This is a genomic window from Roseobacter sp. HKCCA0434, from assembly GCF_032464675.1.
Taxonomy (GTDB): Bacteria; Pseudomonadota; Alphaproteobacteria; order Rhodobacterales; family Rhodobacteraceae; genus Pontivivens.
On sequence record NZ_JAWDKL010000006.1, the window covers coordinates 86,338 to 109,125 of the forward strand.

Here is a 22,788-nt window from a genome sequence, read left to right on the forward strand (position 1 = left end):
CATGCTGAGCCAGTCCATCTCCATCGTCCTGCCCGAGATCGTGCTCGCGGCCTACGCAATGGCTGCGCTGATGTTCAGCGTGTTCACCGGCAAGGATCGCAACGCGAACGCGGTGCTGCTGCTGACCTCGGCCGTGCTGGCCGTGATCGCGCTCTGGATCGCCACCCGCGACCAGGGCCCGACTGCAGCCTTCGGCGGCATGTTCATCGACGATGCATTCGCGCGCTTCGCCAAGGTCACGCTGCTGCTCGGCTCGGCGATCATGTTGCTGCTCAGCCGCGACTACCTGCGGCGGGTCAACATCCTGAAATTCGAGTTCCCGGTCCTCATCGCGCTCGCCAATGTCGGTATGATGATGATGGTCTCGGCGGGCGATCTGATGGCGCTCTACATGGGGTTGGAGCTGCAGTCGCTGTCGCTCTACGTCGTCGCGGCCTTCCGGCGCGATTCCCTGCGGTCGACCGAGGCGGGGCTCAAGTATTTCGTTCTGGGCGCGCTCAGCTCGGGCCTGCTGCTCTACGGGGCGAGCCTGGTCTACGGCTACACCGGCACCACGCTGTTCGCCGGGATCGAGGCGGTCATCGCGCTGGAGGGCGTGTCGCTGGGTCTGCTCTTCGGCCTCGTCTTCGTGACCACGGGCCTTGCCTTCAAGATCTCCGCCGCGCCGTTCCACATGTGGACGCCGGATGTCTACGAAGGCTCGCCCACGCCGGTCACCGCCTTCTTCGCCACGGCGCCCAAAGTCGCGGCGGCGGGGCTGTTCGCGCGGGTGCTGGTCGACGGGTTCGGCGGCGCGGTTGCTGACTGGCAGCAGATCCTGACCTTCCTCGCGATCCTGTCTATGTTCATCGGCTCGATTGCGGCGATCGGTCAGACCAACATCAAGCGCCTGATGGCCTATTCCTCGATCGGTCACATGGGCTTCGCGCTGGTCGGGCTCGCCGCCGGCACGGTCGAGGGCGTGGCGGCGCTGCTGCTCTACATGGCGATCTACGTGGTGATGAATGTCGGCACCTTCGCCTTCATCCTGAACATGGAGCGGGACGGCCGCCCCATTACCGACATCAATGCGCTGGGGCTCTATTCCCGCGTCGCACCCGCGCGCGCGCTGGCGCTGGCGATCCTGATGTTCAGCCTTGCGGGCATCCCGCCGCTGGCCGGGTTCTTCGCGAAATACTACGTCTTCCTCGCAGCGGTCGAGGCCGGGCTGGTGCCGCTCGCCGTGCTGGGCGTGATCGCGAGCGTGATCGGCGCGTTCTACTATCTGCGCATCGTTCTCCTGCTCTATTTCGGCGAGGAGGTCGATCCGTTGACCGGCCGGATGCCGGTGATGCACGGGCTTGCGCTCGGCGTCGCCGCGGTGGTCATGCTGATCGGTGCGCTGCCGCTGGTGAACCTCTTCGGGGTCGAGGCGCTGGCCGTCGAGGCCGCCGCATCCCTGTTCCGCTGAATGGAGGTCTGGCCCCAGGGGACCGGGCGCCTGATCCTCGATGAGACCGGCAGCACGCAGGGCGAGGCCTTCGCCCGTGCGGGCGATGCGCCGATCTGGGTGATGGCCCACCGCCAGACCGCCGCGACCGGGCGGCGGGGCCGGGCCTGGGCGATGCCCGACGGCAATTTCGCAGCCACGCTGGCCATCCGCCCAGACGGTCCGGTCGCGCGCCGCGCGCTGCGCTCCTTCATCGCGGCGCTGGCCTTGCGGGATGCGCTGATCGAGCTGACGGGCCAGCCTGCGCTGTTCACCCTGAAATGGCCGAACGACGTGCTGTGCCGGGAGCGGAAGCTGGCGGGCATCCTGCTAGAAAGCCGCGGCGACGTGCTGCTGGTCGGGATCGGTGTCAACCTCGTGGCCGCACCGCCGCAGGTCGAGCTGGAGCCGGGCGCGAGCCTCGCCACCGATCTGCTGAGCGCGACCGGCATGCGCTACGACCCAGAGGCGCTGCTCGACCCGCTCGCGCGCAGTTTCGCCGCGCGCGAGGCGCGGTTGGCGCAGGAGGGGTTCGGCCCACAACAGGCCGAATGGATGCGGGGCGCTGCCCGGATCGGCGAGCAGATGACCGCGCGGCTGGTGGGCCGCGAGGTGACGGGCCGTTTCGACGGAATAGACGCGGACGGCGCGCTTCTGCTCGCCACCGCCACGGGTATCGAGCGGCTGCCCGCCGCCGAGATCTACTTTCACGAAGGGGGATGACCCGATGCTCCTCGCCATAGACGTGGGCAACACCAACACCGTCTTCGCGGTGCATGACGGCACGCGGTTCCTCGGGGAATGGCGTTGCTCGACCTACGCGGCACGCACGGCGGACCAGTACTACGTCTGGCTGCGGCAGCTGATGGAGTTCAACGGGCTCGACGTGACCATCGACGAGGTAGTGATCTCCTCTGTCGTGCCGCAGGTCGTCTTCAACCTGCGCGTCCTGTCCGACCGCTACTACCACTGCCGCCCGCTGGTGGTGGGCAAGCCCGATTGCGCGCTGCCCGTCGACGTGCGCGTGGATGCGGGCACGACTGTCGGTGCGGACCGTCTCGTCAACACCGTGGCGGGCTTCGACAAGTTCGGCGGCGACCTCGTCATCGTGGATTTCGGCACCGCCACCACCTTCGACGTGGTGGACGACGACGGCGCCTATATCGGTGGCGTCATTTCGCCGGGTGTTAATCTGAGCATCCGCGCCCTACATGAGGCTGCAGCGGCGCTGCCCAATATCGACGTGACCAAGCCCGATCGCGTGGTCGGCACCAATACGGTGGCCTGCATGCAATCGGGCGTGTTCTGGGGCTATGTCGGCCTCGTCGAGGGCATCTGCAGACAGATCAGGGGTGAACGCGACCGCCCCATGAAAGTGATCGCGACAGGGGGGCTATCGACCCTCTTCAACCAGGGGACCGAGGTCATCGACCATATCGATACCGAATTGACGATGCACGGCCTCGTCCTCATCTACGAGCACAATAGAAAGCAAGACTAAATGAGCAAGACAGACAGCCTCGTCTACGTCGCCTTGGGCGGCGCGGGCGAGATCGGCATGAACATGTATCTCTACGGCTATGGCCCGGAGAACAAGCGCCGCTGGATCATGGCGGATGCGGGCGTGGCCTTCCCGGACATGGATTCGAGCCCCGGCGTGGACCTGATCACCGCCGATCCCGCCTTCATCGCTGAACGCGCGCACGCGCTCGACGCGATTTTCATCACCCACGCGCACGAGGATCACGTGGGCGCTATCGGGCGGCTTTACCCGCAGCTCGACGCCCCCGTCTATGCCCGCGAATTCACGGCAGAGATCGCGCGCGGCAAGATGGAGGAAGCCGGCCAGCCGACCGAGGCGGTCAAGACCGTCGGCGCCTGGCCGGAGCAGGTGGAAGTGGGTCCCTTCAAGGTCGGCTTCCTGCCGATCAGCCACTCGGTGCCCGAAAGCTCGGCCCTCGTCATCGACACACCCGCGGGGCGCGTCTTCCACACCGGCGACTTCAAGGTCGATCCCGATCCCCAGATCGGCGAGCCGTTCGACCCCGACCTGATCCGCGAGGTGTCGAAGGACGGCGTGCTCGCACTGGTCTGCGACAGTACCAACGTCTTCTCCCGCCACGCGGGCCGGTCGGAAGCGGAGCTTGTCGGCCCGATCACCGAGATGCTGCGCAGCCAGCCGGGCATGGTGGTCGCGACCACTTTCGCCTCCAATGTCGCGCGCCTGCGCACGCTGGCGCTGGCCGGGCAGGCGGCGGGCCGTTCCATCGTGGTGATCGGCCGGGCCATGCACCGCATGATCTCCACCGCGCGCAAGGTCGGGCTGCTGACCGACTTCCCCGACATGGTCGACGTGAACGACGCGGCGAACCTTCCGGCGGAGAACGTCATGGTGCTCGCCTCGGGCAGCCAGGGTGAGCGGCGCGCGGCGTCCGCCCAGCTCGCGCGGGGCGGCTACGGCAAGCTGGAGATGAAGGAGGGCGACACCTTCCTGTTCTCCTCCAAGACCATTCCCGGCAACGAGGTGGCGGTCGCCTATATCGAGAACCAGCTTGCGATGCTGGGCGTCGATATCGTGGACCATGACGGCGGGCTCTACCACGTCTCGGGCCACGCCAACCGGCCGGATCTGGAGACGATGCACGATCTGGTGAAGCCGCAATTCCTGATCCCGATGCATGGCGAGTACCGGCACCTGCGCGAGCATGCCAAGCTGGGCGCGTCCAAGGGCATCACCCCGGTCATCGCGCCCAATGGCACGATGGTCGAGCTGACGGGCAACGAGCCCAAGGTCGTCGACATGATCGAGACCGGACGGCGCTATGTCGACGGCTCGGTGATGATCGGCGCGATGGACGGCATCGTCCGCGACCGTCTGCGCATGGCGATGCGCGGCATTCTCGTGGTCAACGTCGTGCTCGACGAGAAGAGCGATCTGCTCGGCGATGTCTGGGTCGAGGCGAAGGGCCTCTTCACCGACATGGACGGGCAGGAAGGCGCGCTCCAGACCCAGCTCGAGGAAGGGCTGACCAAGGAGCTGACCGAGGCGAAGCGCAAGCTCCGCGCCGATGACGAGGCGGTGGAGAAGCTGATGAAGCAGGCGGCGAGCAACCGCGCGAACCGCCTGATCGGCAAGAAGCCCGACACGATCGTCATGATCAACCGCGTCGAGGACTGACGCGGGGTGCCCGCCTTCACCTGCCATATCGGCCCCGACGGGGTCGTGACGGGGCAGGGGGCGGGTGCGATCATGCCGTGGTGGAGCGTTACCAAGACGGTCATCGCGGCACTTGCCCTGCGGCTGGAGGCGGCGGGGCAACTCGACCTCGACGACGGCGACCCGTCGCTGGAGGCACTGCTGCGGCATGAAGGCGGCCTGCCGGATTACGGCGGGCTGGCGCATTACCACGAAGCGGTCGCGCGCGGAGATGAACCGTGGTCGCGCGACCGGTTTCTTGCTGAGGTCGGCGGGCCGATCTTCGCGCCCGGTGCGAGCTGGGCCTATTCCAATATCGGCTACGGCCTCGCGGTCGAGCGGATCGAGGCGGCGACGGGTCTCACGCTCGCCGACCTGATAGAGGCCGAGATCTGCGCACCGCTCGGCCTCGCGGCCAGGCTGGCCGACACGCCGGAGGATATGGCGGAGGTCGCGGTGCCGACGGGCGGCTACCATCCCGGCTGGGTCTTCCACCGCTGCCTGATCGGGCCGGTGCAAGATGCGGCGCGCCTCGTGCACGCGCTTGCGACCGGGCGGCTCGTGAGGCCCGACGCGCTCGCCCGTATGACCGATGCGCGCGTTCTGGGGCCGGGGATCGCCGGGCGGCCCTGGACCTCGCACGGCTACGGCATCGGGTTGATGATGGGGGAGATCGAGGGCCGCGCCTGTTTCGGCCATTCGGCGGGCGGGCCGTTCAGCGGCGGCGCGGTCTATCATGCTCCCGAAACGAAGGAGACCGCCGCAGCGTTCTGCGACGGTCCCGGAGAGATCCGATCGGAATGGTTGGTCGCAGGAATGCTCGGCGCGGTGCCCGCGCCCTGAGGATCAGGCCGCGGCGCCCGAGCTGCCCTGATCCTCGTTAACACCCTGATCCGCCTCGTCCTTGTCGCTCGTCTTGCGACGCGTGGCCTTGGGGATCTTGATCTCGCGCAGCATGAAGGCAGGGACGTGGTCGCCCATGCCCACGACGCGGTTGTCCTGACCGCCGCGGCCACGATTGTTGCGGCCGCCACGGTTGCCGTTATTCGAGCGATCGCGGTTGCCGTCCGAGCTTCGCCCCGATTGGCGCTGCGGCTGCTCGTCCTGCGTCTTCTGCGGAGCCTGCTGCGTGCGGGTCGGCTTAGCCTCGGGCTGCGCGGCCTCCGACGGTGCGTCGCCCGCCTGTGCCTCGGCCGGGGCGTCGTCGTTCTTGCGGCTGCGGCTGCGCGAACGGCTGCGGGATTTCGGCTTCTCCTCCGCCTCGTCCTGCGCGGGCTGTTCCGGCGCACTTTCGAGCGGGCTGTCCAGACGCGGCACGGCCTTTTCCACGAGCTCCTCGATCTTCTCCAGATACTTCTCCTCGTGCGGGAAGCAGATCATGATCGCCTTCCCCTTGCGCCCTGCGCGGCCCGTGCGGCCGATGCGGTGCACGTAATCCTCGGAGTGGATCGGCACGTCGTAGTTGAAGACGTGGGAGACGTTCGGGATGTCGAGACCACGCGCGGCGACGTCCGAGGCGACGAGCAGCGTCAGCTCGCCACTGCGGAACTCGTCGAGCGTCTTCATCCGCACCGACTGGTCGAGATCGCCGTGGATCGCGGCGGCGTTCATGCCGTGCTTCTTTAGCGACTTGGCGACTATGTCCACGTCGCGCTTGCGGTTGCAGAAGATGATGCCGTTGGTCAGCTCGCCCTCCGCCTCGATCAGGCGGCGCAGCACCTCGCGCTTCTCCCCGTCCGCGCCCTTCTTGCCCGAGGGGCGGTGCAGCACGACGCCCTGCTCGATGGTCTCGGAGGTCGTCGCCTGGCGGGCGACCTCGACGCGGACCGGGTTGTGCAGGAAGGTCTCGGTGATGCGCGTGATCTCGGGCGCCATCGTGGCGGAGAAGAACAGCGTCTGCCGGGTGAAGGGCGTCAGGCCGAAGATGCGCTCGATATCGGGGATGAAGCCCATGTCGAGCATCCGGTCGGCCTCGTCCACGACCATGACCTTCACATCCGTCAGCATCAGCTTGCCACGCTCGTGATGGTCGAGCAGGCGGCCCGGCGTCGCGATCAGCACGTCGACGCCGCGGTCGATCAGCTTGTCCTGATCCTTGAAGCTGACGCCGCCGATCAGCAGCGCCATGCTCAGCTTGTGGTACTTGCCGTAGACTTCGAAATTCTCGGCGACCTGCGCTGCCAGCTCCCGCGTCGGGCACAGGATCAGGCTCCGCGGCATCCGCGCCTTGGCCCGTCCCTTGGCGAGGATCGAGATCAGCGGCAGCGTGAAGCTCGCCGTCTTGCCGGTGCCGGTCTGCGCGATGCCGAGCACGTCCTTGCCCATCAGCGCATGCGGGATCGCCTGCGCCTGGATCGGGGTGGGGGTCTCGTAGCCTGCCTCGGTGACGGCCTTGAGGACCTTCTCGTCGAGGTCGAGATCGGTGAATTTCGTCATAGGGATCCTTCGCGCTGTGCTTGTGCGGCGGGGTGAGTGGCCGCATGCATCATCGCGACCCGACGCACCCGGATCGGTGCGCCTTCAGGAACTTGCGCGCATATGCCCAATCCGGGCGCCGAAGTCAATAATTCATGCCTTTGGACGGCGCGGCATCTGGAAATCTGGGTGAATCTGCCGCTAGTCTGCGTGGCAAGCGCGATGTCCGGCCCCGTCATCCGCGCTTTCGTCACCATCGCGCCGCGATTCGGCCATCAAACGCTGTCAGCACGGACGAGGAAGGGAATATCATGCTCGAAGGGCTGATCGAAATCTTCATGCGGCCCATCGGCCTGGTGTTGCGCGGCGTCATGGCGATCGTCGCTCAAGGTCCGGTGCGCGGATCGCTGATCGCGGTCGCGCTGCTTCTTGCCCTCTGGCTGCTGGTCAGGATCCTGCAGCAGATCGGCGAGCGCAAGGTGAACCGGAAGGCCAGCCGCAGTCGGACGCGTGTGGACAGGAAGGCGCTGCGCGACATGCGCCGGACGAGGATGGGGCGAGGCGTGGACAGATGATGGACGATATCGACGAGCACACCGGGCACCGTTACGTGCCGGGCCACGAACGCGAAGACTATAGCTGGCTGCAGGAACTTCTGGCGACCGCGATGGAGTTCTGGGCGCTGATCGCGATGGTCGCGGGGGGCGCGCTGCTGATCGCCGTGCTGTTTGGCGTGCACCGCATGCTCAAGGCGATGAAGGAGGAGCGTTCGGCCCCGCGCCCCCGCAGCGAGGCGGAGAAGCGGGACCATATCCGCGCGATGCGCGAGTTGCGCCAGACGAAGGCCGACGCCGACGCGGTCAGACCATCATCTGCTTCACGTCCGTGAGCTTCAGCTCAGGCCAGTCGCGCTCGACCCGATCGATGTCCCACTGAAGGCGGGTCAGGTAGACCGGATCGCCGTCGTGGTCGGTCGCCATGTGGCCCTTGTTCGACTGGGCGAACCGCTCGACCTCGGCGCGCGGTCCGGACACCCAGCGGGCGGAGGTGAACTGCGTCGGCTCGAAGCGGACGGGCAGGCCGTATTCCAGCTCGATCCGGCTCGCCAGCACCTCGAATTGCAGCTGGCCTACGACTCCGACGATGGCGCCTGAGCCGATCATCGGCTTGAAGATCTTGGCCGCGCCCTCCTCGGCGAATTGCTGGAGCGCCTTGTCGAGATGCTTGGCCTTCATCGGGTCGCCCGCGCGCACCGATTGCAGGAGTTCCGGCGCGAAGGAGGGGATGCCCGTGAACTTCAGATCCTCCCCTTCGGTCAATGCGTCGCCGATGCGCAACTGGCCGTGGTTGGGAATGCCGATGATGTCGCCGGCCCAGGCCTCCTCGGCCAGTTCGCGGTCGGAGGCGAGGAACATCACCGGGTTGGAGACGGCCATCGGCTTCTTCGTGCGGACGTGGTGAACCTTCATGCCGCGCTTGAAATGGCCCGAGCACAGGCGGACGAAGGCGACGCGGTCGCGGTGCTTGGGGTCCATGTTGGCCTGCACCTTGAAGACGAAGCCAGCGACCTTGGTTTCCTCCGGGCCCACGGCGCGCGGCTCGGCCGGGCGGACCTGCGGCTCCGGGCCGAATTCGCCGATGCCGCGCATCAGCTCCTGCACGCCGAAGGAATTGATGGCCGAGCCGAACCAGATCGGCGTCAGCGTGCCGTCGAGGAAGTCCTGCCGGTCGAAGGCGGGCAGCAGCTCGCGCACCATCTCGACCTCCTCCCGCAGTTTTTCGAGCAGGTCGGCGGGGATGTGTTCGGCGAGCTTGGGGTCGTCAAGCCCTTCAATCTTCACGCTTTCCGCGACGGTGTTGCGGTCGGCGCGGTCCATGAGTTCGAGGCGGTCGTGCAGCAGGTCGTAGCAGCCGAGGAAGTCGCGGCCCTGGCCGATGGGCCAGCTGGCGGGGGTCACGTCGATCGCAAGGTTTTCCTGGATCTCGTCGATGATCTCGAAGGTGTCGCGGCTCTCGCGGTCCATCTTGTTGCAGAAGGTCAGGATCGGCAGGTCGCGCAGGCGGCAGACCTCGAAGAGCTTGCGGGTCTGGCTCTCCACCCCCTTGGCGCCGTCGATGACCATGACCGCGGCATCCACCGCGGTCAGCGTGCGGTAGGTATCCTCGGAGAAGTCGGAGTGGCCCGGCGTGTCGACAAGATTGAACCAGAACTCCTTGAACTCGAACGACATTGCCGAGGCCGAGACGGAGATGCCTCGGTCCTTTTCCATCTGCATGAAGTCCGAGCGGGTGCGCCGCGCCTCACCCTTGGCGCGAACCTGACCGGCCATCTGGATGGCGCCGCCATAGAGCAGGAATTTCTCGGTCAGCGTCGTCTTTCCCGCATCGGGATGCGAGATGATGGCGAAGGTGCGGCGCCGGGAAATCTCGGCGGGCAGGTCGGGGCGGTTATGGGCGCGGTCCAGCATGGGCGGGATATAGCGGCGGGCCGGGGCAGGCGCAATCGTGGCGAGGTAAACGCGAAAATCGCGGTCTGCGATGCGTATGGCACGCGTATGGCATGCGTATGGCAGATGGCTGGCGCGGATGAATTGGTTAACGGTGCGCTTTGGCGCTGCGTCGCGAATCTGCTAGGTGAGCGCATGTTGAACAACAGGAGGCGTCCCATGTCGGTTCAGGAGATCGGAAAGCAGCTCGTCGCGCATTGCCGGGCGGGCACGGAGGCCGAGGCGCTCGCCACCCTCTACGCCCCCGATGTGGTGTCGGTCGAGGCCGCGGATGCCGGCAATGGGCGCGAGGTCCAGGGCATCGACGCGATCCGGGGCAAGCACGAGTGGTGGGCGGAGAATTTCGAGGTGCATGGCGGCTCGGTCTCCGACCCGATGCCGCACGGCGACGACCGCTTCGCCGTGATCTTCGGCATCGACGCGACGCACAAGGCGAGCGGCACGCGCGAGACGATGGACGAGGTCGGGGTCTATCACGTGAAGGACGGGAAGATCGTGCGGGAGGAATTCTTCTATCCGGTGGGGTAGGGGGTTGGCGCGGAGTCAAGCCGAAGGCGCCGCGCATCGCCGGGCCGCCCCCCCGGCACGGCGATTGGGCTGATCGAGGCGCGACGGGCCGAGGTTTGGCGGACTTGGCTAGCATAAAGTGCCGTGCACAGATCGAGGATCGCCGTACCGCGGCCCGTCGATGCGCGGCTACCGCAAGTTCACACGCAGGGCCGCGGCGGCGACGAAAGGCGCGGCGGCGACGCTCAGGAGCGTGATCCCGGCGAGGAAGGGCAGCGCGGCACCCGGTTCCAGCCCGTCGCCCGCCCGCGCCGCGATCTGTGCGCCGAAGATCAGCGTCGGCACGTAGAGCGGCAGGACGAGCAGCGACAGCAGCAGCCCGCCGCGCCTCAGCCCCACGGTCAGCGCCGCCCCGATCGCGCCGATGGCCGACAGCGCAGGCGTGCCGAGCACCAGCCCCGCGATCAGCATCGGCTGCGCCACGTCGGGCAGGTTGAGCGTCAGGGCCAGCACAGGCCCGGCCACGACCAGCGGCAGGCCGGTGGTGATCCAGTGGGCGAGCGCCTTGAGCGCCACAACGGCTTCGAGCGGCAAGGGGGAGAGGGCGAGGATGTCGAGCGTTCCGTCCTCCCAATCCGCGTGGAACAGCCGGTCGAGCGACAGCAAACAGGCGAGCAGCGCCGCCACCCAGACGAGGCCGGGGGCGACCTGGCCGAGAAGCTGCTGATCGGGGCCGATGCCGAGCGGGGCGAGCAGGATCACGATCAGGAAGAAGGCGAGGCCCAGCCCTGCACCGCCCCCCGCGCGGGTGGCGAGGCGCAGCTCGCGCATCAGGAGGGCGAGCGGCGCGCTCATGCGAACTCGCCCGACAGGAACGGGTCGTCTGAGGGGGCGCCCGGACCGGCGGGGCGCTCCTCGGGCGGGGTCAGGTGATGTTCGGCGAGGTCGAGGCCGAGGGTGATATGGGTCGCGATCACCGCGAGCCCGCCCCGGTCGAGATGCGCGCGCAGCAGCTCGGCGAAGCGCGCGACATGGCCCGCGTCGAGCGAGACCGTCGGTTCGTCCAGCAGCCAGAGCGATCGATGCCCGAGCGCCAGCCGCGCGAGGCCGAGGCGGCGTTTCTGTCCGGCGGAGCAGAGCCCCGCGGGCCGGTCGGCGAGCGGGGCGAGGTCGAAGGCGGCGAGGGCGGTATCGACGTCGCCGCCCAACAGCGCGGCCCAGAAGGCGAGGTTCTCGCGCACGCTCAGCGCCGCCTTGATCGCGTCGCGGTGCCCGGCATGGGCGATGGCGTCGACCCAATCGTCCGAGCCGAGCTGACGGTCCCCCAGCCGCGCGGTGCCGGTGGCCGGCAGCAGCCCCGCGAGTGCCCTCAGCAGCGTCGATTTGCCCACGCCATTGGGGCCGCGCAGGGCGAGGGCGGTGCCGGGCGCGACCTCGAAGGAGACGTCCGAGACGATGCGGCCGCCCGCGCGGGCGACGCTCAGGTTGTCGAGGATGAGGGGGGCGGCGGTCATGCGCACCGGCTTAGCGCAGGCGCGGTGCGGGCGCAAAGCGGGGTTTTGGTATGCAGCGGCACACAATGGCTTGCAATGCGGGCCCGGATGGGGCAGGGAAGGCCCACGCGACCCCGCGATTTCGCATGCCGCCCGCATGGTCGGACGGCGCGCGGGCACTAGGTCGCGAGGCATAATCCCGGCGCGTGCGCCCATCCGCGGACCCGCGCCCCCGGTCGAGACACAATCCAGGAAGAGGTTCCCATGCCCATCACAGTCGGTCACGACAGCAACAAGACCCGCCGCGAGCTTTCCGCGGGCGGGGCGTCCTACGCCTATTACTCGATCCCCGCCGCGGGCGAGGCGGGCCTGGGCGATTTCTCGCGCCTGCCGATCGTGCTGAAGGTGGTGCTGGAGAACATGCTCCGCTTCGAGGACGGCAAGACGGTCACGACGGACGATATCAAGGCCTTCGCCGAGTGGGCGGAGAAAGGCGGCAAGAACCCGCGCGAGATCGCCTACCGCCCCGCGCGCGTGCTGATGCAGGACTTCACCGGCGTGCCGGCGGTCGTGGATCTGGCGGCGATGCGCGACGGGATCGTGGCGCTCGGCGGCGACGCGCAGCAGATCAACCCGCTGAACCCGGTCGATCTGGTCATCGACCACTCGGTGATGATCGACGAGTTCGGCAACCCGCGCGCCTTCCAGATGAACGTGGACCGCGAATACGAGCGGAACATGGAGCGCTACCAGTTCCTGAAATGGGGTCAGAAGGCGTTCGACAATTTCCGCGTCGTGCCGCCGGGCACCGGCATCTGCCACCAGGTGAACCTGGAATACCTCGCCAAGACGGTCTGGGCGGACAAGGATCAGGCGGGCACGCAAGTGGCCTATCCCGACACGCTGGTCGGCACGGACAGCCACACCACGATGGTGAACGGCGCGGCCGTGCTCGGCTGGGGTGTCGGCGGGATCGAGGCGGAGGCCGCGATGCTGGGCCAGCCGATCTCGATGCTGATCCCCGAGGTCGTGGGCTTCAAGCTGACCGGCGCGATGCCCGAGGGCACGACGGCGACCGACCTGGTGCTGAAGGTGGTCGAGATGCTGCGCGAGAAGGGCGTGGTCTCGAAATTCGTCGAGTTCTACGGCGACGGGCTCGACAACGTGCCGCTGGCCGACCGCGCCACGATCGGCAACATGGCGCCGGAATACGGCGCGACCTGCGGCTTCTTCCCGATCGACGCCGAGACCATCCGCTACCTGCGCCAGACGGGCCGCGAGGAGAGCGTGCTGGAACTGGTCGAGGCCTATGCGAAGGCGAACGGCATGTGGCGCGAGCCGGGCTACGAGCCGGTCTATACCGACACGCTGGAACTGGACATGAGCACGGTCGTGCCCGCGATCTCGGGCCCCAAGCGTCCGCAGGATCACATCGCGCTCGACGCCGCGGCACAGACCTTCCACAAATATGTCGAGGGCCAGCGCAGCGCGAAGGACGGGTCCGAGCGCTCGGAAGCGCGCTGGGAGGCCGAGGGCGGCCAGCCCGAGCCGCGCGACATTCCCGGCGATACCGGGCATCACGCGAAGGGCTGGGTCACGTCCGAGAACGGCAACTACCAGATGCATGACGGCTCGATCGTCATCGCGTCGATCACGTCCTGCACCAACACCTCGAACCCTTACGTGATGATCGGGGCGGGTCTGGTGGCGCGCAAGGCGCGCGAACTCGGCCTCGACCGCAAGCCGTGGGTGAAGACCTCGCTGGCGCCCGGATCGCAGGTCGTCAGCGCCTATCTGGAAGCCGCGGGCCTTCAGGAGGATCTCGACGCGATCGGGTTCAACCTCGTCGGCTATGGCTGCACGACCTGCATCGGCAATTCCGGCCCGCTAGAGCCGGAGATTTCCAAGTGCATCAACGACAACGACCTGATCGGCGTGTCGGTGCTGTCGGGCAACCGCAACTTCGAGGGCCGCATCAGCCCCGACGTGCGCGCCAACTACCTCGCCTCGCCGCCGCTGGTGGTGGCCTACGCGCTGGTGGGCGACATGAATGTCGACATCACCAAGGAGCCGCTGGGCCAGGACAAGGACGGCAACGACGTGTTCCTCAAGGATATCTGGCCGTCGCAGTCCGAGATCGCCGAACTGGTCGAGGCGACCGTGACGCGCGAGGCGTTCCAGTCCAAATATGCCGACGTCTTCAAGGGCGACGACAAGTGGCAGGGCGTGGAGACCACCGACAGCGAGACCTATGACTGGCCGGCGTCGTCGACCTACGTGCAGAACCCGCCCTATTTCCAGGACATGGACAAGGAAGCGGGCAGCATCGAGAATATCGAGGGTGCGCGGGTCCTCGCGATCCTCGGCGACATGGTCACGACCGACCACATCTCGCCCGCCGGATCGTTCAAGGAGACGACGCCCGCGGGCCGCTACCTGACCGATCGCCAGGTGCAGCCGAGGGAGTTCAACTCCTACGGCTCGCGCCGCGGCAATCACGAGGTGATGATGCGCGGCACCTTCGCCAATATCCGCATCCGCAACGAGATGCTGGACAATGTCGAGGGCGGCTACACGCTGGGCCCGGACGGCGAGCAGGTCTCGATCTTCGACGCGGCAATGGCGTGGCAGGAAAAGGGCGTGCCGCTCGTCGTCTTCGGTGGCGAGCAGTATGGCGCGGGCTCCAGCCGCGACTGGGCGGCCAAGGGCACCAACCTGCTGGGCGTGAAGGCCGTGATCGCCGAGAATTTCGAGCGGATCCACCGCTCGAACCTCGTGGGCATGGGCGTGATCCCGTTCGAATTCACGAATGGCGACACGCGCAAGAGCCTGGGCCTGAAGGGCGACGAGACCGTCTCGATCACCGGGCTGGAGGGCGATCTGAAGCCGCTGGCCGAGGTCCCCGCGACGATCACGATGGGCGACGGCTCGACCAAGGAGATCACGCTGAAATGCCGGATCGATACCGAGGTCGAGATCGACTACGTGCGTAATGGCGGCGTGCTGCACTACGTGCTGCGCAACCTCGCGGACAGCGCCGCGGCCTGATCGCGGCCCGAGAGTTGAGAGGGGCCGCCCGGTTGGGTGGCCCTTTTCCTATTCGGCCAGCACGACGAGGTTTCCGTCCGGGTCGCGCAGCCGGACGAGGCTGACGCTGTCGCCGCGTTCAAGCGGGCCGGGGGCGAGGTTTGCGGCGTCGAGGCGGGCGTGTTCGGTCGCGAGGTCGCGCACGATCAGCGTGAGGGTGCCGCGCCCTGCATCGTCGGGGTTTTCGAAGAGTTGCAGGCCGGCGCGGCCCTCGTGGTGCCATTCGGCAAGGCCGGTCATCGGACGGGCATCGGGGGCGCGGTCGAAGAGGCGCGCGAACCAGTCGAGGCTGGCGTCGAGGCTGCGGCACGACAGATGGGCGTAGATGCGGTGGATGGGCAAGGTCGCGTCCTTCTGCTTCCGGCGCGCTCAATCCAGCCAGGCGGCGGCGCGGCGCATCACGTCGAGCGCCCGTTCCGGCACGTCGTAGAGGAGATGCACGCCGCAGTCGGGCGCGATCTCGATCGGGTGGTTGGTGTGGGTGCGGATGTAATGCTCCAGCTCGCGCGCATCCATGACGGGGCAATGCGCGCCGTGCAGCCAGAGCTGACGGCAGGTGACGGCCTGGAAATCGGCGGTCCAATCGGCCATGGCGGAGGCCCCGTCCCGCAGGATGGTGCGCGGGCCCTGTGCGATCATGTGGAGCGCGCCCGCGCGCAGGGCGGCGAAGACCTGCGGATCGTCGAGCGAGGCGCGGTCCACGGGATCGTTGCGGAAATAGTATTCGAGGTAGCGGCGCGGTCCGTCCGCGTCGCGCGTATAGGCGTGCACGCCGACCCGGATCAGCAGGTCCAAAAGCGCGGGCGTCCGCTTGGCCGCCAGCGCCGCCATTCGCGTGATCGCGTTCATCTTCGGTACGTGCCGGGTCATGTCGATGGGCACGCCCGCGCTGATCATCAGAAGCCCCGGCACCCGGTCGCCGAGGGCGGCCACGGTACGGAAGGCGTGGGACCCGCCGCCCTGATGCCCGAGGACGATGAAGCGTTCGATGCGTTCCGACTCCAGCACCGCGAGGGCGTCCTCCACCACCGTGCGGTCGAATTCGCGGTCGGTGGCCGAGGGGGCGGTCTCTCCGAATCCCGGACGCGAGGGGGCGATGAGGCGGATGTTTTCGCGCGCGAGCCCGCGTTCGAGCGCAGGGGTGAGGAAGGGGCCGAGTTGCAGTCCGTGGAAGAACAGGAAGGGCGTGCCGCCCGCCGGGCCGAAACAGCGCCAGGTGACACGGCGACCGTCCGCCCGGACGAGGCTTTCGAGCGATTCGCGGGGCGGTTGCGGCGGGGCGACGGTGCGTTCGGCGGAGAGGCAGGCGGCGGAACTGGCGAGCAGCACCAGATCGGCCATCCGTGCCATGCCGGTCCGGGCCAGCAGGCTCTTCGACTGGCTGCGGATCGTCTCGACCGAGCGGCCGAGCCTCGCAGCGATCTCGCTCAGCCTCTCTCCTGCCAAGGCACCGCGCAGCACCTCGACCTCACGCGGAGAGAGGGCGAAGGGCCGGGCGATGCGGGCGATCATCTCGTCCGTCCAGCGCAGCGCGGTGAAGCGCAGCACGGTCCCCGCCGACATCGGATCGGCGAGGACGAGAACCGGCCTGCCGTCGCGCGTATCCGTCAGAAGGTGCAGATCGGCGGGCCGGCCCGCGCGGATCGTGGCAAGCAGGTTGTCGAGGCCGAAGCTCTCGAAAGGAAGATCGTGCAGGTGGGTGGGCGGCGCGTCGCAGAGCGCGGCGAATGCGTGGTTGCCGCCTGTCAGGCGCCCGGTGGCCGCGTCGAGTGTCACGCTCGGCACGCCGCTGGTTCGCAACGCGCCCCCGGTGGCCGCGACGACGCCGTCGGGCGAGGCCCCGGTCATGCCGAACAGCCGTGCGATCCGATCGGCATGCAGGGCCAGCTCCGCCGCCGTCTCGGGCCGCTCCTCGTCCGGTGCGGCGTCGAGGATGTCGGTGGCATGGCAGAACACGCTGTGCGGCACGTCATGGCCCTCGCCCACGGCGTAGGCCCGGTCGATCAGGGTCAGCAGGCTTGCGGGGCGCGATGTCACGGCGGGGGGCTCCGATCAGGGACTTGACCGGAGTTTCCGCCCCTTCCACCAGTCTGGCAAGTGCGCGTGCGCACGCTTTCTCGTTCTGTTGATTGGACCGGAGGGGGTGGAGGACATAGCTAAGGCGGTAACGAAGCCCCCGAGGACCATTCCTATGTCGCTGCGATCCATCGCCCTTGCCGCAATCCTGCTCGCCACCCCGCTTACCGCGCAGGTCGGCGACAGACCGGTGGTGGTCGAGCTGTTCACCTCGCAGGGCTGCTCCTCCTGTCCGCCTGCCGACGATTTCCTTGCCGAGCTGGCGGAGCGCGACAACGTGATCGCGCTGTCGCTGCATGTGGATTACTGGGACTATCTGGGCTGGCAGGACCCGTTCGCCTCCCCGGCGATGACGGCGCGCCAGCGGGCCTATGCGGCGCGGCAGGGCACGCGCTCGGTCTTCACGCCGCAAATGATCGTGCAAGGGCAGCTGTCGGCGGTGGGTCATCGCAGGCCCGAGGTCAATGCCGCCATCGCGGCGGTCGCCGACCGGGCGGGGGCGACCGTCGAGCTGATGCGGGTCGAGGATCATCTGGAGGTCCGCATCGCGCCGCTGCGCCCGGATCTGAGCGGGACGGTGCATGTCGTCAGCTATGACGAGCCGCATGTCCAGGATATCGCGCGGGGCGAGAATGGCGGGCGCAGGCTGACCTATACCAACGTGGTGACCGGCTGGATGACGCTGGGACGCTGGAACGGCCAGGACATGCGCACCACGATCCCCATGCCGGTGATGGGGCGCGGGGTCGCGGTGCTGGTGCAGGACGGAGAGGCCGGTCCGATCCTCGGCGCGGCGAAGCTGGAGCCGTGAGGCGCGATTCCTAGCGCCAGCGGCGGTGGAACCAGAACCATTGTTCGGGATGGGCGCGGATCCACGCGCTCAGCTGGTCGTTGACGGCGCGCATCATCTCCTCCTCCGTTCCGACGGGGATCGGGGCGGCGACGATGCTGTCGAAGCTGAGCCCGTCCTCGGCCCGGCTCGAGCAGACGGGGATCAGCGGGATGTCGAGGGACCTGGCGAGCTTGGCCGCGCTCAGCGTCGTTTCCGCCGGGTGGCCGAGGAAGGGGATCAGCGGCGCGCGCGACTGCTTCTGATCGACGAGGATGGCGACGATGCCGCCGCGCTTTAGGAAGCGCAGCAGGTCGCGCATGCCGCTGCGGCCCTTGGAGAAGGCGTTTTCGTTGAGCACGCGCAGGGTCGCGACGAAATCCTCGTTGTAATAGGGGTTGTTGTGCGCGCGGTAGACGCCGCCGATCGGCACGCCCGCATCGCGCGCACTGGTGCGAAGGCCCTCCCAGTTGCCGAAATGAGCGGTGGCGAGGATGGCCCCCTTTCCCTCTGCCGCGCGCTCTTGCAGCAGCGGCCAGCCGGGGCCGGAGATGCGGAAGCGGGCGGGGTCGGCGATGACGTCCTCCATCATCATCTCCTCCACCAGCACGCGGCCGAAATTGTCGCCGACGCCGCGGCCGAGCGTGCGGCGCTGCTCAGCATCGAGTTCGGGCATGATGCGGGTGAGGTTGCGCTCCACCCGCTTGCGGGCGGCGGGGATGCGCATCAGGACGTTGCGGCCCAGCCAGCCGCCGAAATGGACCCGCCGGTCATAGGGCAGCAGGCGCAGCAGGCGACCCATCACGCGAAGCACGCCGTTCGACAGGTAATGGCCCCAGTCGGTGAGCCTTTCGGACAGGGTCATGCCGCCCCCCGTGTCAGGTGACGCAGGCGCAGGGCCAGCAGCCCGGCGGTGGTGATGCAGCCGAGTGCGGTGGCGACGAACAGGCCCATTTCATCGAGATCGGTGCGCATGCCGAGGATATAGCCCATCGGGATCATCACGCACCAGAAGCCGAGGAAATAGCGCAGCGTCGTCTGCCAGCTTTCGCCCATCGCACGCGAACATTGCCCCAGCACCGCCTGCGCCGCGTCGAAGATCAGGCTGATGCCGAGCACGACGAAGAGCGGGACGAGCCGCGCGGCAAGGCTCGTGTCCGGGGCGAAGAAGGCGGAGACCGGGCCCGAAAGCAGTACCAGCGTGAGCGAGGCGAGGCCGATGGTCAGGCAGGTCAGCGAGGTGGCGGCGACGATCTCGGTCCGCGTGGCCTTCAGGTCGCCGCGGCCGAAGGCTTCGCCCGTGCGCACGGCGGCGGCAACCGACAGGCCGAGCGCGGTCATGAAGATCAGCGCCTCGAGACTGTGGGCGATGGAATAGGCGGCGAGCGCGCGCTCCCCGATCAGGCCGGCCATCTGGTTGAGCGCGGCGAAGGCGCCGGTCTCGAACAGGTAGGCGACGCCACCCGCGGCCCCGATCGCGATGACGGGCCTGAGGGGCAGGGGGGCGGGCGGACCGTCGCGCCGCGCCCGCATCTCGGGCCGGGTCAGCACGGTGCCGAGCATGATGGCGAGGGCGACGCCGCGCGCGATGGTGGTGGCGAGCGCGCCGCCCTCGGCCCCCATCGTGGGGATCAGCAGGGAATTGCCCGCGATGTTGACGAGGTTGGCGGCGATCATCGCGATGAGCGCGGGGGCCGAGCGGCGGGTTCCTTCCAGCCAGAAGGCGCAGGTGACGAACAAGACTTGGAACAGCGCGCCGGGCACCAGCATGTGCAGGATCGGGCGGGCCTGGGCGATCAGGTCCTCCTCCTGCCCGACGAGGCGCAGTATGTGATGGGTGTTCCAGGTCAGCGCGACCGCGACGAGGCCGACGATGCTCGCCCAGATCAGCCCGGCGCGGAAGGCGGCGGCCATGCCCGGCGCATCGTTGGTGCCCGAGCGCTGCGCGGTGACGGCGATCACGCCGGTCATGCAGCCGATGCCCGTGACCATCACCGGCAGGAATACCGAGTTGGCGAGCGCGAAGGCCGCGAGCGGCGTCGCGCCGAGCGTGCCGATCATGCGGATGTCGACCAGCATCAGCACCAGGATGCCGATGCGCGACAGCATTATCGGCCAGGCGAGGGCGAGAAGGCTGCGCCAGATGGGGAGGAGCGTGCTCATGCGCTGCGTCCCCGGTACCAGACGAAGAGCCCCGCGCCGACGATCATCGCGGCCCCGGTCAGCGTCGCCGCGTCGGGCCATTCGTCGAAGAACAGCACGCCCCAGACGGTCGCGATGGCGAGGCCGACATAGAGGAAGGGCGCGAGTGTCGAGGCGGGGGCGTAGCGCAGCGCGAGGATCAGCAGGAGCTGCCCCAGTGCGCCGATCGCGCCGAGGGCCGCGAAGAGCCACCAATCCTCGCTCGCGGGCATCTGCCAGGTCCAGAGCAGCGCCACCGAGGTCACGGCTGCGCCGAACAGGCCAGTATAGACGAAGCTGGTCATCGGATCCTCGTCCTGCCCCAGCGCGCGGGTCACGATGGCATAGGCGGCATAGCTGGTCGCGGCCAGCATCGGCAGCAGTGCGAACGGGTCGAACAGGTCGGCACCGGGCCGGATGATGACGAGCGCGCCCGCGAAGCCGACGAGCAGCGCCGCCCATCGCCGCGGCCCGACCCGTTCGCGCAGGAAGAGGACGGCCAGAAGCGCCGTGACCAGCGGCGCCACCTGGAACACCGCCACAGCCGAGGCGAGCGGCAGCCGCGACAAGGCAAGGACGAAGCACAGGGTCGCCCCGAACAGCAGCGCCGAGCGGGTCAGCTGCAGCCCCGGATGCCGCGTGCGCAACAGGCGCGGCAGGCGGGGGGCGAGCAGCAGCACCGTCCAGAACACCTGGCCTGCATAGCGCGCCCAGACGATCATCAGCGGCGGGTTGTCCGCGGTCAGGGCCTTGGCGCTCGCATCCATCAGGGTGAAGCAGAGGATCGAGCCGAGCATCAGCAGGATGCCGCGCTTGAGGTCGATTTCGGGCAGCATGGCCGATCCTGGTGGTCTGTAGGAAAGAGATCTGGAAGAAAAAAGGCGACGCCGAAGCGTCGCCCTGTCGTTCGGGTGGGGCCGCGGTCAGGTCTTGACCGGCGACACCATCATGACCATCTGCCGGCCCTCGACCTTGGGCATGTTGTCGACCTTGCCCAGGCCCTCGATATCGGCGGCCACGCGTTCGAGCAGGTTGCGGCCCAGATCCTGGTGCGCCATCTCGCGCCCGCGGAAGCGGAGCGTGACCTTCACCTTGTCGCCGCCCTCGAGGAACTTGACGACATTGCGCATCTTGACGTCGTAGTCATGCGTGTCGGTGTTGGGGCGGAACTTCACCTCCTTCACCTCGATCGTCTTCTGCTTCTTGCGGGCCTCGGATTCGCGCTTTTGCTGTTCGTATTTGAACTTGCCGAAATCCATGATCTTGCACACGGGCGGCGAGGCGTTGGGCGAGATCTCGACGAGGTCGAGACCGGCCTCTTCGGCCATCTCGATACCCCGGCGGGGCGAGACGACGCCGACCTGTTCGCCGTCGGCGCCGATCAGGCGAATCTCGGGCGCGCGGATACGATCGTTGACACGGGGACCCGTGTCGCGGGTGGGGGGCGCATTATGCGGTCTTCTGGCTATGGTCTTCGCGTCCTTCTGTTGTGGCGCAAGCATGTCGAATTCGAGCGGTGCCCGACGGTCACACGCTGCAGTTGATCTGCAGCGGGAGCGCACACGGGCTTGACCCCCCATGCGCGAGCCGGGACAACAAGGGATTGATGTGGAGCCTTATCCGTCTCGGGTCAAGAGTGGATCGGGCGACGTGGGCGTTTGCTGGACCTGAAAGATGATTGTCGAGACCGCGCTGATCGTCGCGTCCGTCGGGGCGGCGCTCGCCTATCTGGTGCATTTCCGCCTGCAGCCGCCGACGCGGGCGCGGATCGCCGTGAAGACCGTGGCGGCGGCCGCGCTGGCGCTGGCCGCGCTGATCGGCGGTGCGGGCGTCACGCTGATCGTGTTCTTCGCGCTCGCCGCGATCGCGGACGGGCTTCTGGCGCGCGAGGATGCGGCCGGGTTCCTCGGTGGGCTGGGCGTCGCGGTCGGCTCGCTGCTGTTCCTGTGCCTGTTGCTTGCACAGGCCTGGACGGGGATGGAGGCGCCGGTCGCCGCGACGCTGGGCCTGATCGGGGTCTGGGTCGGGTTCTTCATGCTGATCTGGTCGTCGATCATGCAGTACCGGCCCGCCGTCCTGGTCTTCGCCGTCGCGATGATGGCGGCGACCTTCCTGGCGCTGGGGACCGAGACCTATGGCCAGCTCGCGGTGGCGGGGGTGCTGCTCTACGTGCTGGCGCAGCTGGTCCACGCGCTGGAGCTGTTCGTGCTGGAGGACCGCCCGTTCGAGCGCGCGCTGACCGGGCCGGTGATCTGGTCGTGCTACTATGCCTCGCTGATCCTGATCTTCGCCGCCTTTCGATGGTGAGCGTTGCCACGCGCGCGTGGCGCTGTAGCATCGGCCCATGATGAACGCATCGCAGATCGTCGGGCTGGAGACCATCTTCCTGCTCGTGGCGCTCGGCGCCGCCGGGGATTACGGCATCCGGCAATCCTGGCGCACCGTGTCGATGGAACGGTCGCTGACCAAGACCACGGCGACGGTGGCGCTGATGGTCTGGGCGTCGATGCTGGGGGCGCCGAGCGTGGTGGTCGTGGCCCTCGGCTTCGCGGCCGTGGGCGATTTCGCGAGCTCCCGCGGCTCGGCCAACTGGCAGCTGATGAGCGCGGTCGCCTTCGTCGCGGTCCACCTGCTCTACGTGCTGCAATATGTCGAGCTGATCGGCCGCAGCCCGGTCGAGGCGGGGCCGGCCGTGCTGCTCGCCCTGTCGGTCAGTGCCGGGGTGCTCGTCTTCTCGCGCCGGGAGCTGGTCGGGCGGTGGGCGGCGGCGCTGCTCTACGCCGTGGTGATGAACCTGCAATTCGCGCTGGGACAGGTGGTGGCGGTAGAGCATCTGCTGCTGGCCTACACCACGACGCTGTTCCTGATCTCCGCCCAATTGCTGGGGTTGGAGCTGCACGTCTTCGCGCGGCGCGATCCGCGGCGGCGCGTCACCTCGCCCATCGTCTGGACCGCCTATTTCATGGCGCAGGCGATGACCGTGCTGGGGTTGACGGTGGCGGCCGGGTAGGGGGCGCCGCCCCCGAGGG

At 68.1% G+C, this 22,788-nt stretch carries 22 protein-coding genes; 12 read left to right on the forward strand and 10 right to left on the reverse strand.

Going from position 1 to position 22,788, the window contains the following annotated elements:
- Position 1: 1 nt before the first annotated feature.
- Genes nuoN through RX333_RS05885 form a run of 5 tightly spaced genes read left to right on the forward strand, consistent with a single transcriptional unit; the run spans position 2 to position 5,507 of the window.
- The gene (gene nuoN / locus RX333_RS05865; RefSeq protein ID WP_316013988.1) at positions 2-1,450 is read left to right on the forward strand and encodes an NADH-quinone oxidoreductase subunit NuoN; all 1,449 of its coding nucleotides are present in this window, start codon (positions 2-4) and stop codon (positions 1,448-1,450) included.
- The gene (locus tag RX333_RS05870) at positions 1,451-2,191 is read left to right on the forward strand and encodes a biotin--[acetyl-CoA-carboxylase] ligase (RefSeq protein WP_316013989.1); all 741 of its coding nucleotides are present in this window, start codon (positions 1,451-1,453) and stop codon (positions 2,189-2,191) included.
- A gap of 4 nt (positions 2,192-2,195) precedes the next feature.
- Entirely contained in the window at positions 2,196-2,969 is a 774-nt protein-coding gene (locus tag RX333_RS05875; protein ID WP_316013990.1) for a type III pantothenate kinase, read from the forward strand.
- Positions 2,970-4,646, forward strand: a complete 1,677-nt coding sequence (locus RX333_RS05880; RefSeq protein WP_316013991.1) for a ribonuclease J — start codon at positions 2,970-2,972, stop codon at positions 4,644-4,646.
- A 6-nt stretch (positions 4,647-4,652) separates the two neighbouring features.
- A complete protein-coding gene (locus RX333_RS05885; RefSeq protein WP_316013992.1) occupies positions 4,653-5,507 on the forward strand; it encodes a serine hydrolase domain-containing protein in 855 nt (284 codons plus the stop codon).
- 3 nt (positions 5,508-5,510) lie between these two features.
- On the opposite strand, the gene RX333_RS05890 is transcribed toward RX333_RS05885, so the two are convergent.
- Positions 5,511-7,100, reverse strand: a complete 1,590-nt coding sequence (locus tag RX333_RS05890; RefSeq protein ID WP_316013993.1) for a DEAD/DEAH box helicase — start codon at positions 7,098-7,100, stop codon at positions 5,511-5,513.
- Positions 7,101-7,390: 290 nt separating this feature from the next.
- Between RX333_RS05890 and RX333_RS05895 the strand changes: the two genes are divergently transcribed.
- Together RX333_RS05895 and RX333_RS05900 are read left to right on the forward strand one after the other, a co-directional pair.
- Positions 7,391-7,654, forward strand: coding sequence for a hypothetical protein (locus tag RX333_RS05895; protein ID WP_316013994.1), 264 nt, complete (start codon positions 7,391-7,393; stop codon positions 7,652-7,654).
- Positions 7,651-7,968 carry a hypothetical protein gene (locus RX333_RS05900; RefSeq protein WP_316013995.1) on the forward strand — a complete coding sequence of 106 codons (318 nt, stop codon included), beginning with the start codon at positions 7,651-7,653 and terminating at the stop codon, positions 7,966-7,968. Before RX333_RS05895 ends, RX333_RS05900 begins: the two co-directional genes overlap by 4 nt.
- Here the strand turns inward: RX333_RS05900 and RX333_RS05905 are convergent.
- Positions 7,940-9,547, reverse strand: coding sequence for a peptide chain release factor 3 (locus RX333_RS05905; protein WP_316013996.1), 1,608 nt, complete (start codon positions 9,545-9,547; stop codon positions 7,940-7,942). The two genes, RX333_RS05900 and RX333_RS05905, sit on opposite strands and share 29 nt — an antisense overlap.
- 198 nt (positions 9,548-9,745) lie before the next feature.
- Here RX333_RS05905 and RX333_RS05910 point away from each other — a divergent pair, with 198 nt between their 5' ends.
- Positions 9,746-10,114 carry a nuclear transport factor 2 family protein gene (locus RX333_RS05910; RefSeq protein WP_316013997.1) on the forward strand — a complete coding sequence of 123 codons (369 nt, stop codon included), beginning with the start codon at positions 9,746-9,748 and terminating at the stop codon, positions 10,112-10,114.
- Between the two features lie 168 nt (positions 10,115-10,282).
- On the opposite strand, the gene ccmB is transcribed toward RX333_RS05910, so the two are convergent.
- Both ccmB and ccmA read right to left on the reverse strand, forming a co-directional pair.
- Entirely contained in the window at positions 10,283-10,948 is a 666-nt protein-coding gene (ccmB, locus tag RX333_RS05915; protein ID WP_316013998.1) for a heme exporter protein CcmB, read from the reverse strand.
- Positions 10,945-11,607, reverse strand: a complete 663-nt coding sequence (gene ccmA / locus RX333_RS05920; protein WP_316013999.1) for a heme ABC exporter ATP-binding protein CcmA — start codon at positions 11,605-11,607, stop codon at positions 10,945-10,947. The genes ccmB and ccmA overlap by 4 nt, the downstream gene beginning before the upstream one ends.
- 243 nt (positions 11,608-11,850) lie before the next feature.
- Between ccmA and acnA the strand changes: the two genes are divergently transcribed.
- On the forward strand, positions 11,851-14,634 hold the full coding sequence (acnA, locus tag RX333_RS05925; RefSeq protein WP_316014000.1) for an aconitate hydratase AcnA: 2,784 nt from the start codon (positions 11,851-11,853) through the stop codon (positions 14,632-14,634).
- 48 nt (positions 14,635-14,682) lie between these two features.
- On the opposite strand, the gene RX333_RS05930 is transcribed toward acnA, so the two are convergent.
- Both RX333_RS05930 and RX333_RS05935 read right to left on the reverse strand, forming a co-directional pair.
- On the reverse strand, positions 14,683-15,015 hold the full coding sequence (locus RX333_RS05930) for a VOC family protein (RefSeq protein ID WP_316014001.1): 333 nt from the start codon (positions 15,013-15,015) through the stop codon (positions 14,683-14,685).
- 27 nt (positions 15,016-15,042) lie between these two features.
- Complete coding sequence (locus RX333_RS05935; protein WP_316014002.1) at positions 15,043-16,710, reverse strand: alpha/beta fold hydrolase; 1,668 nt, start codon at positions 16,708-16,710, stop codon at positions 15,043-15,045.
- Positions 16,711-16,864: 154 nt separating this feature from the next.
- Here RX333_RS05935 and RX333_RS05940 point away from each other — a divergent pair, with 154 nt between their 5' ends.
- A complete protein-coding gene (locus tag RX333_RS05940) occupies positions 16,865-17,560 on the forward strand; it encodes a DUF1223 domain-containing protein (protein WP_316014003.1) in 696 nt (231 codons plus the stop codon).
- A gap of 10 nt (positions 17,561-17,570) precedes the next feature.
- Here RX333_RS05940 and RX333_RS05945 read toward each other — a convergent pair whose 3' ends face one another.
- The 4 genes from RX333_RS05945 to infC all read right to left on the reverse strand — a co-directional run bounded on the left by RX333_RS05945 (position 17,571) and on the right by infC (position 21,228).
- A complete protein-coding gene (locus tag RX333_RS05945) occupies positions 17,571-18,443 on the reverse strand; it encodes a lysophospholipid acyltransferase family protein (protein WP_316014004.1) in 873 nt (290 codons plus the stop codon).
- A complete protein-coding gene (locus RX333_RS05950) occupies positions 18,440-19,741 on the reverse strand; it encodes an MATE family efflux transporter (RefSeq protein ID WP_316014005.1) in 1,302 nt (433 codons plus the stop codon). Before RX333_RS05950 ends, RX333_RS05945 begins: the two co-directional genes overlap by 4 nt.
- The gene (locus RX333_RS05955; RefSeq protein ID WP_316014006.1) at positions 19,738-20,595 is read right to left on the reverse strand and encodes a DMT family transporter; all 858 of its coding nucleotides are present in this window, start codon (positions 20,593-20,595) and stop codon (positions 19,738-19,740) included. The genes RX333_RS05950 and RX333_RS05955 overlap by 4 nt, the downstream gene beginning before the upstream one ends.
- A gap of 87 nt (positions 20,596-20,682) precedes the next feature.
- Positions 20,683-21,228 (reverse strand): translation initiation factor IF-3, encoded by a 546-nt coding sequence (infC, locus tag RX333_RS05960; RefSeq protein WP_410056052.1) that lies wholly within the window; start codon positions 21,226-21,228, stop codon positions 20,683-20,685.
- Between the two features lie 205 nt (positions 21,229-21,433).
- Between infC and RX333_RS05965 the strand changes: the two genes are divergently transcribed.
- On the forward strand, positions 21,434-22,066 hold the full coding sequence (locus tag RX333_RS05965) for a lysoplasmalogenase family protein (RefSeq protein ID WP_316014008.1): 633 nt from the start codon (positions 21,434-21,436) through the stop codon (positions 22,064-22,066).
- Positions 22,067-22,103: 37 nt separating this feature from the next.
- Positions 22,104-22,769 carry a lysoplasmalogenase family protein gene (locus RX333_RS05970; protein ID WP_316014009.1) on the forward strand — a complete coding sequence of 222 codons (666 nt, stop codon included), beginning with the start codon at positions 22,104-22,106 and terminating at the stop codon, positions 22,767-22,769.
- The last annotated feature ends 19 nt before the right edge of the window (positions 22,770-22,788 follow it).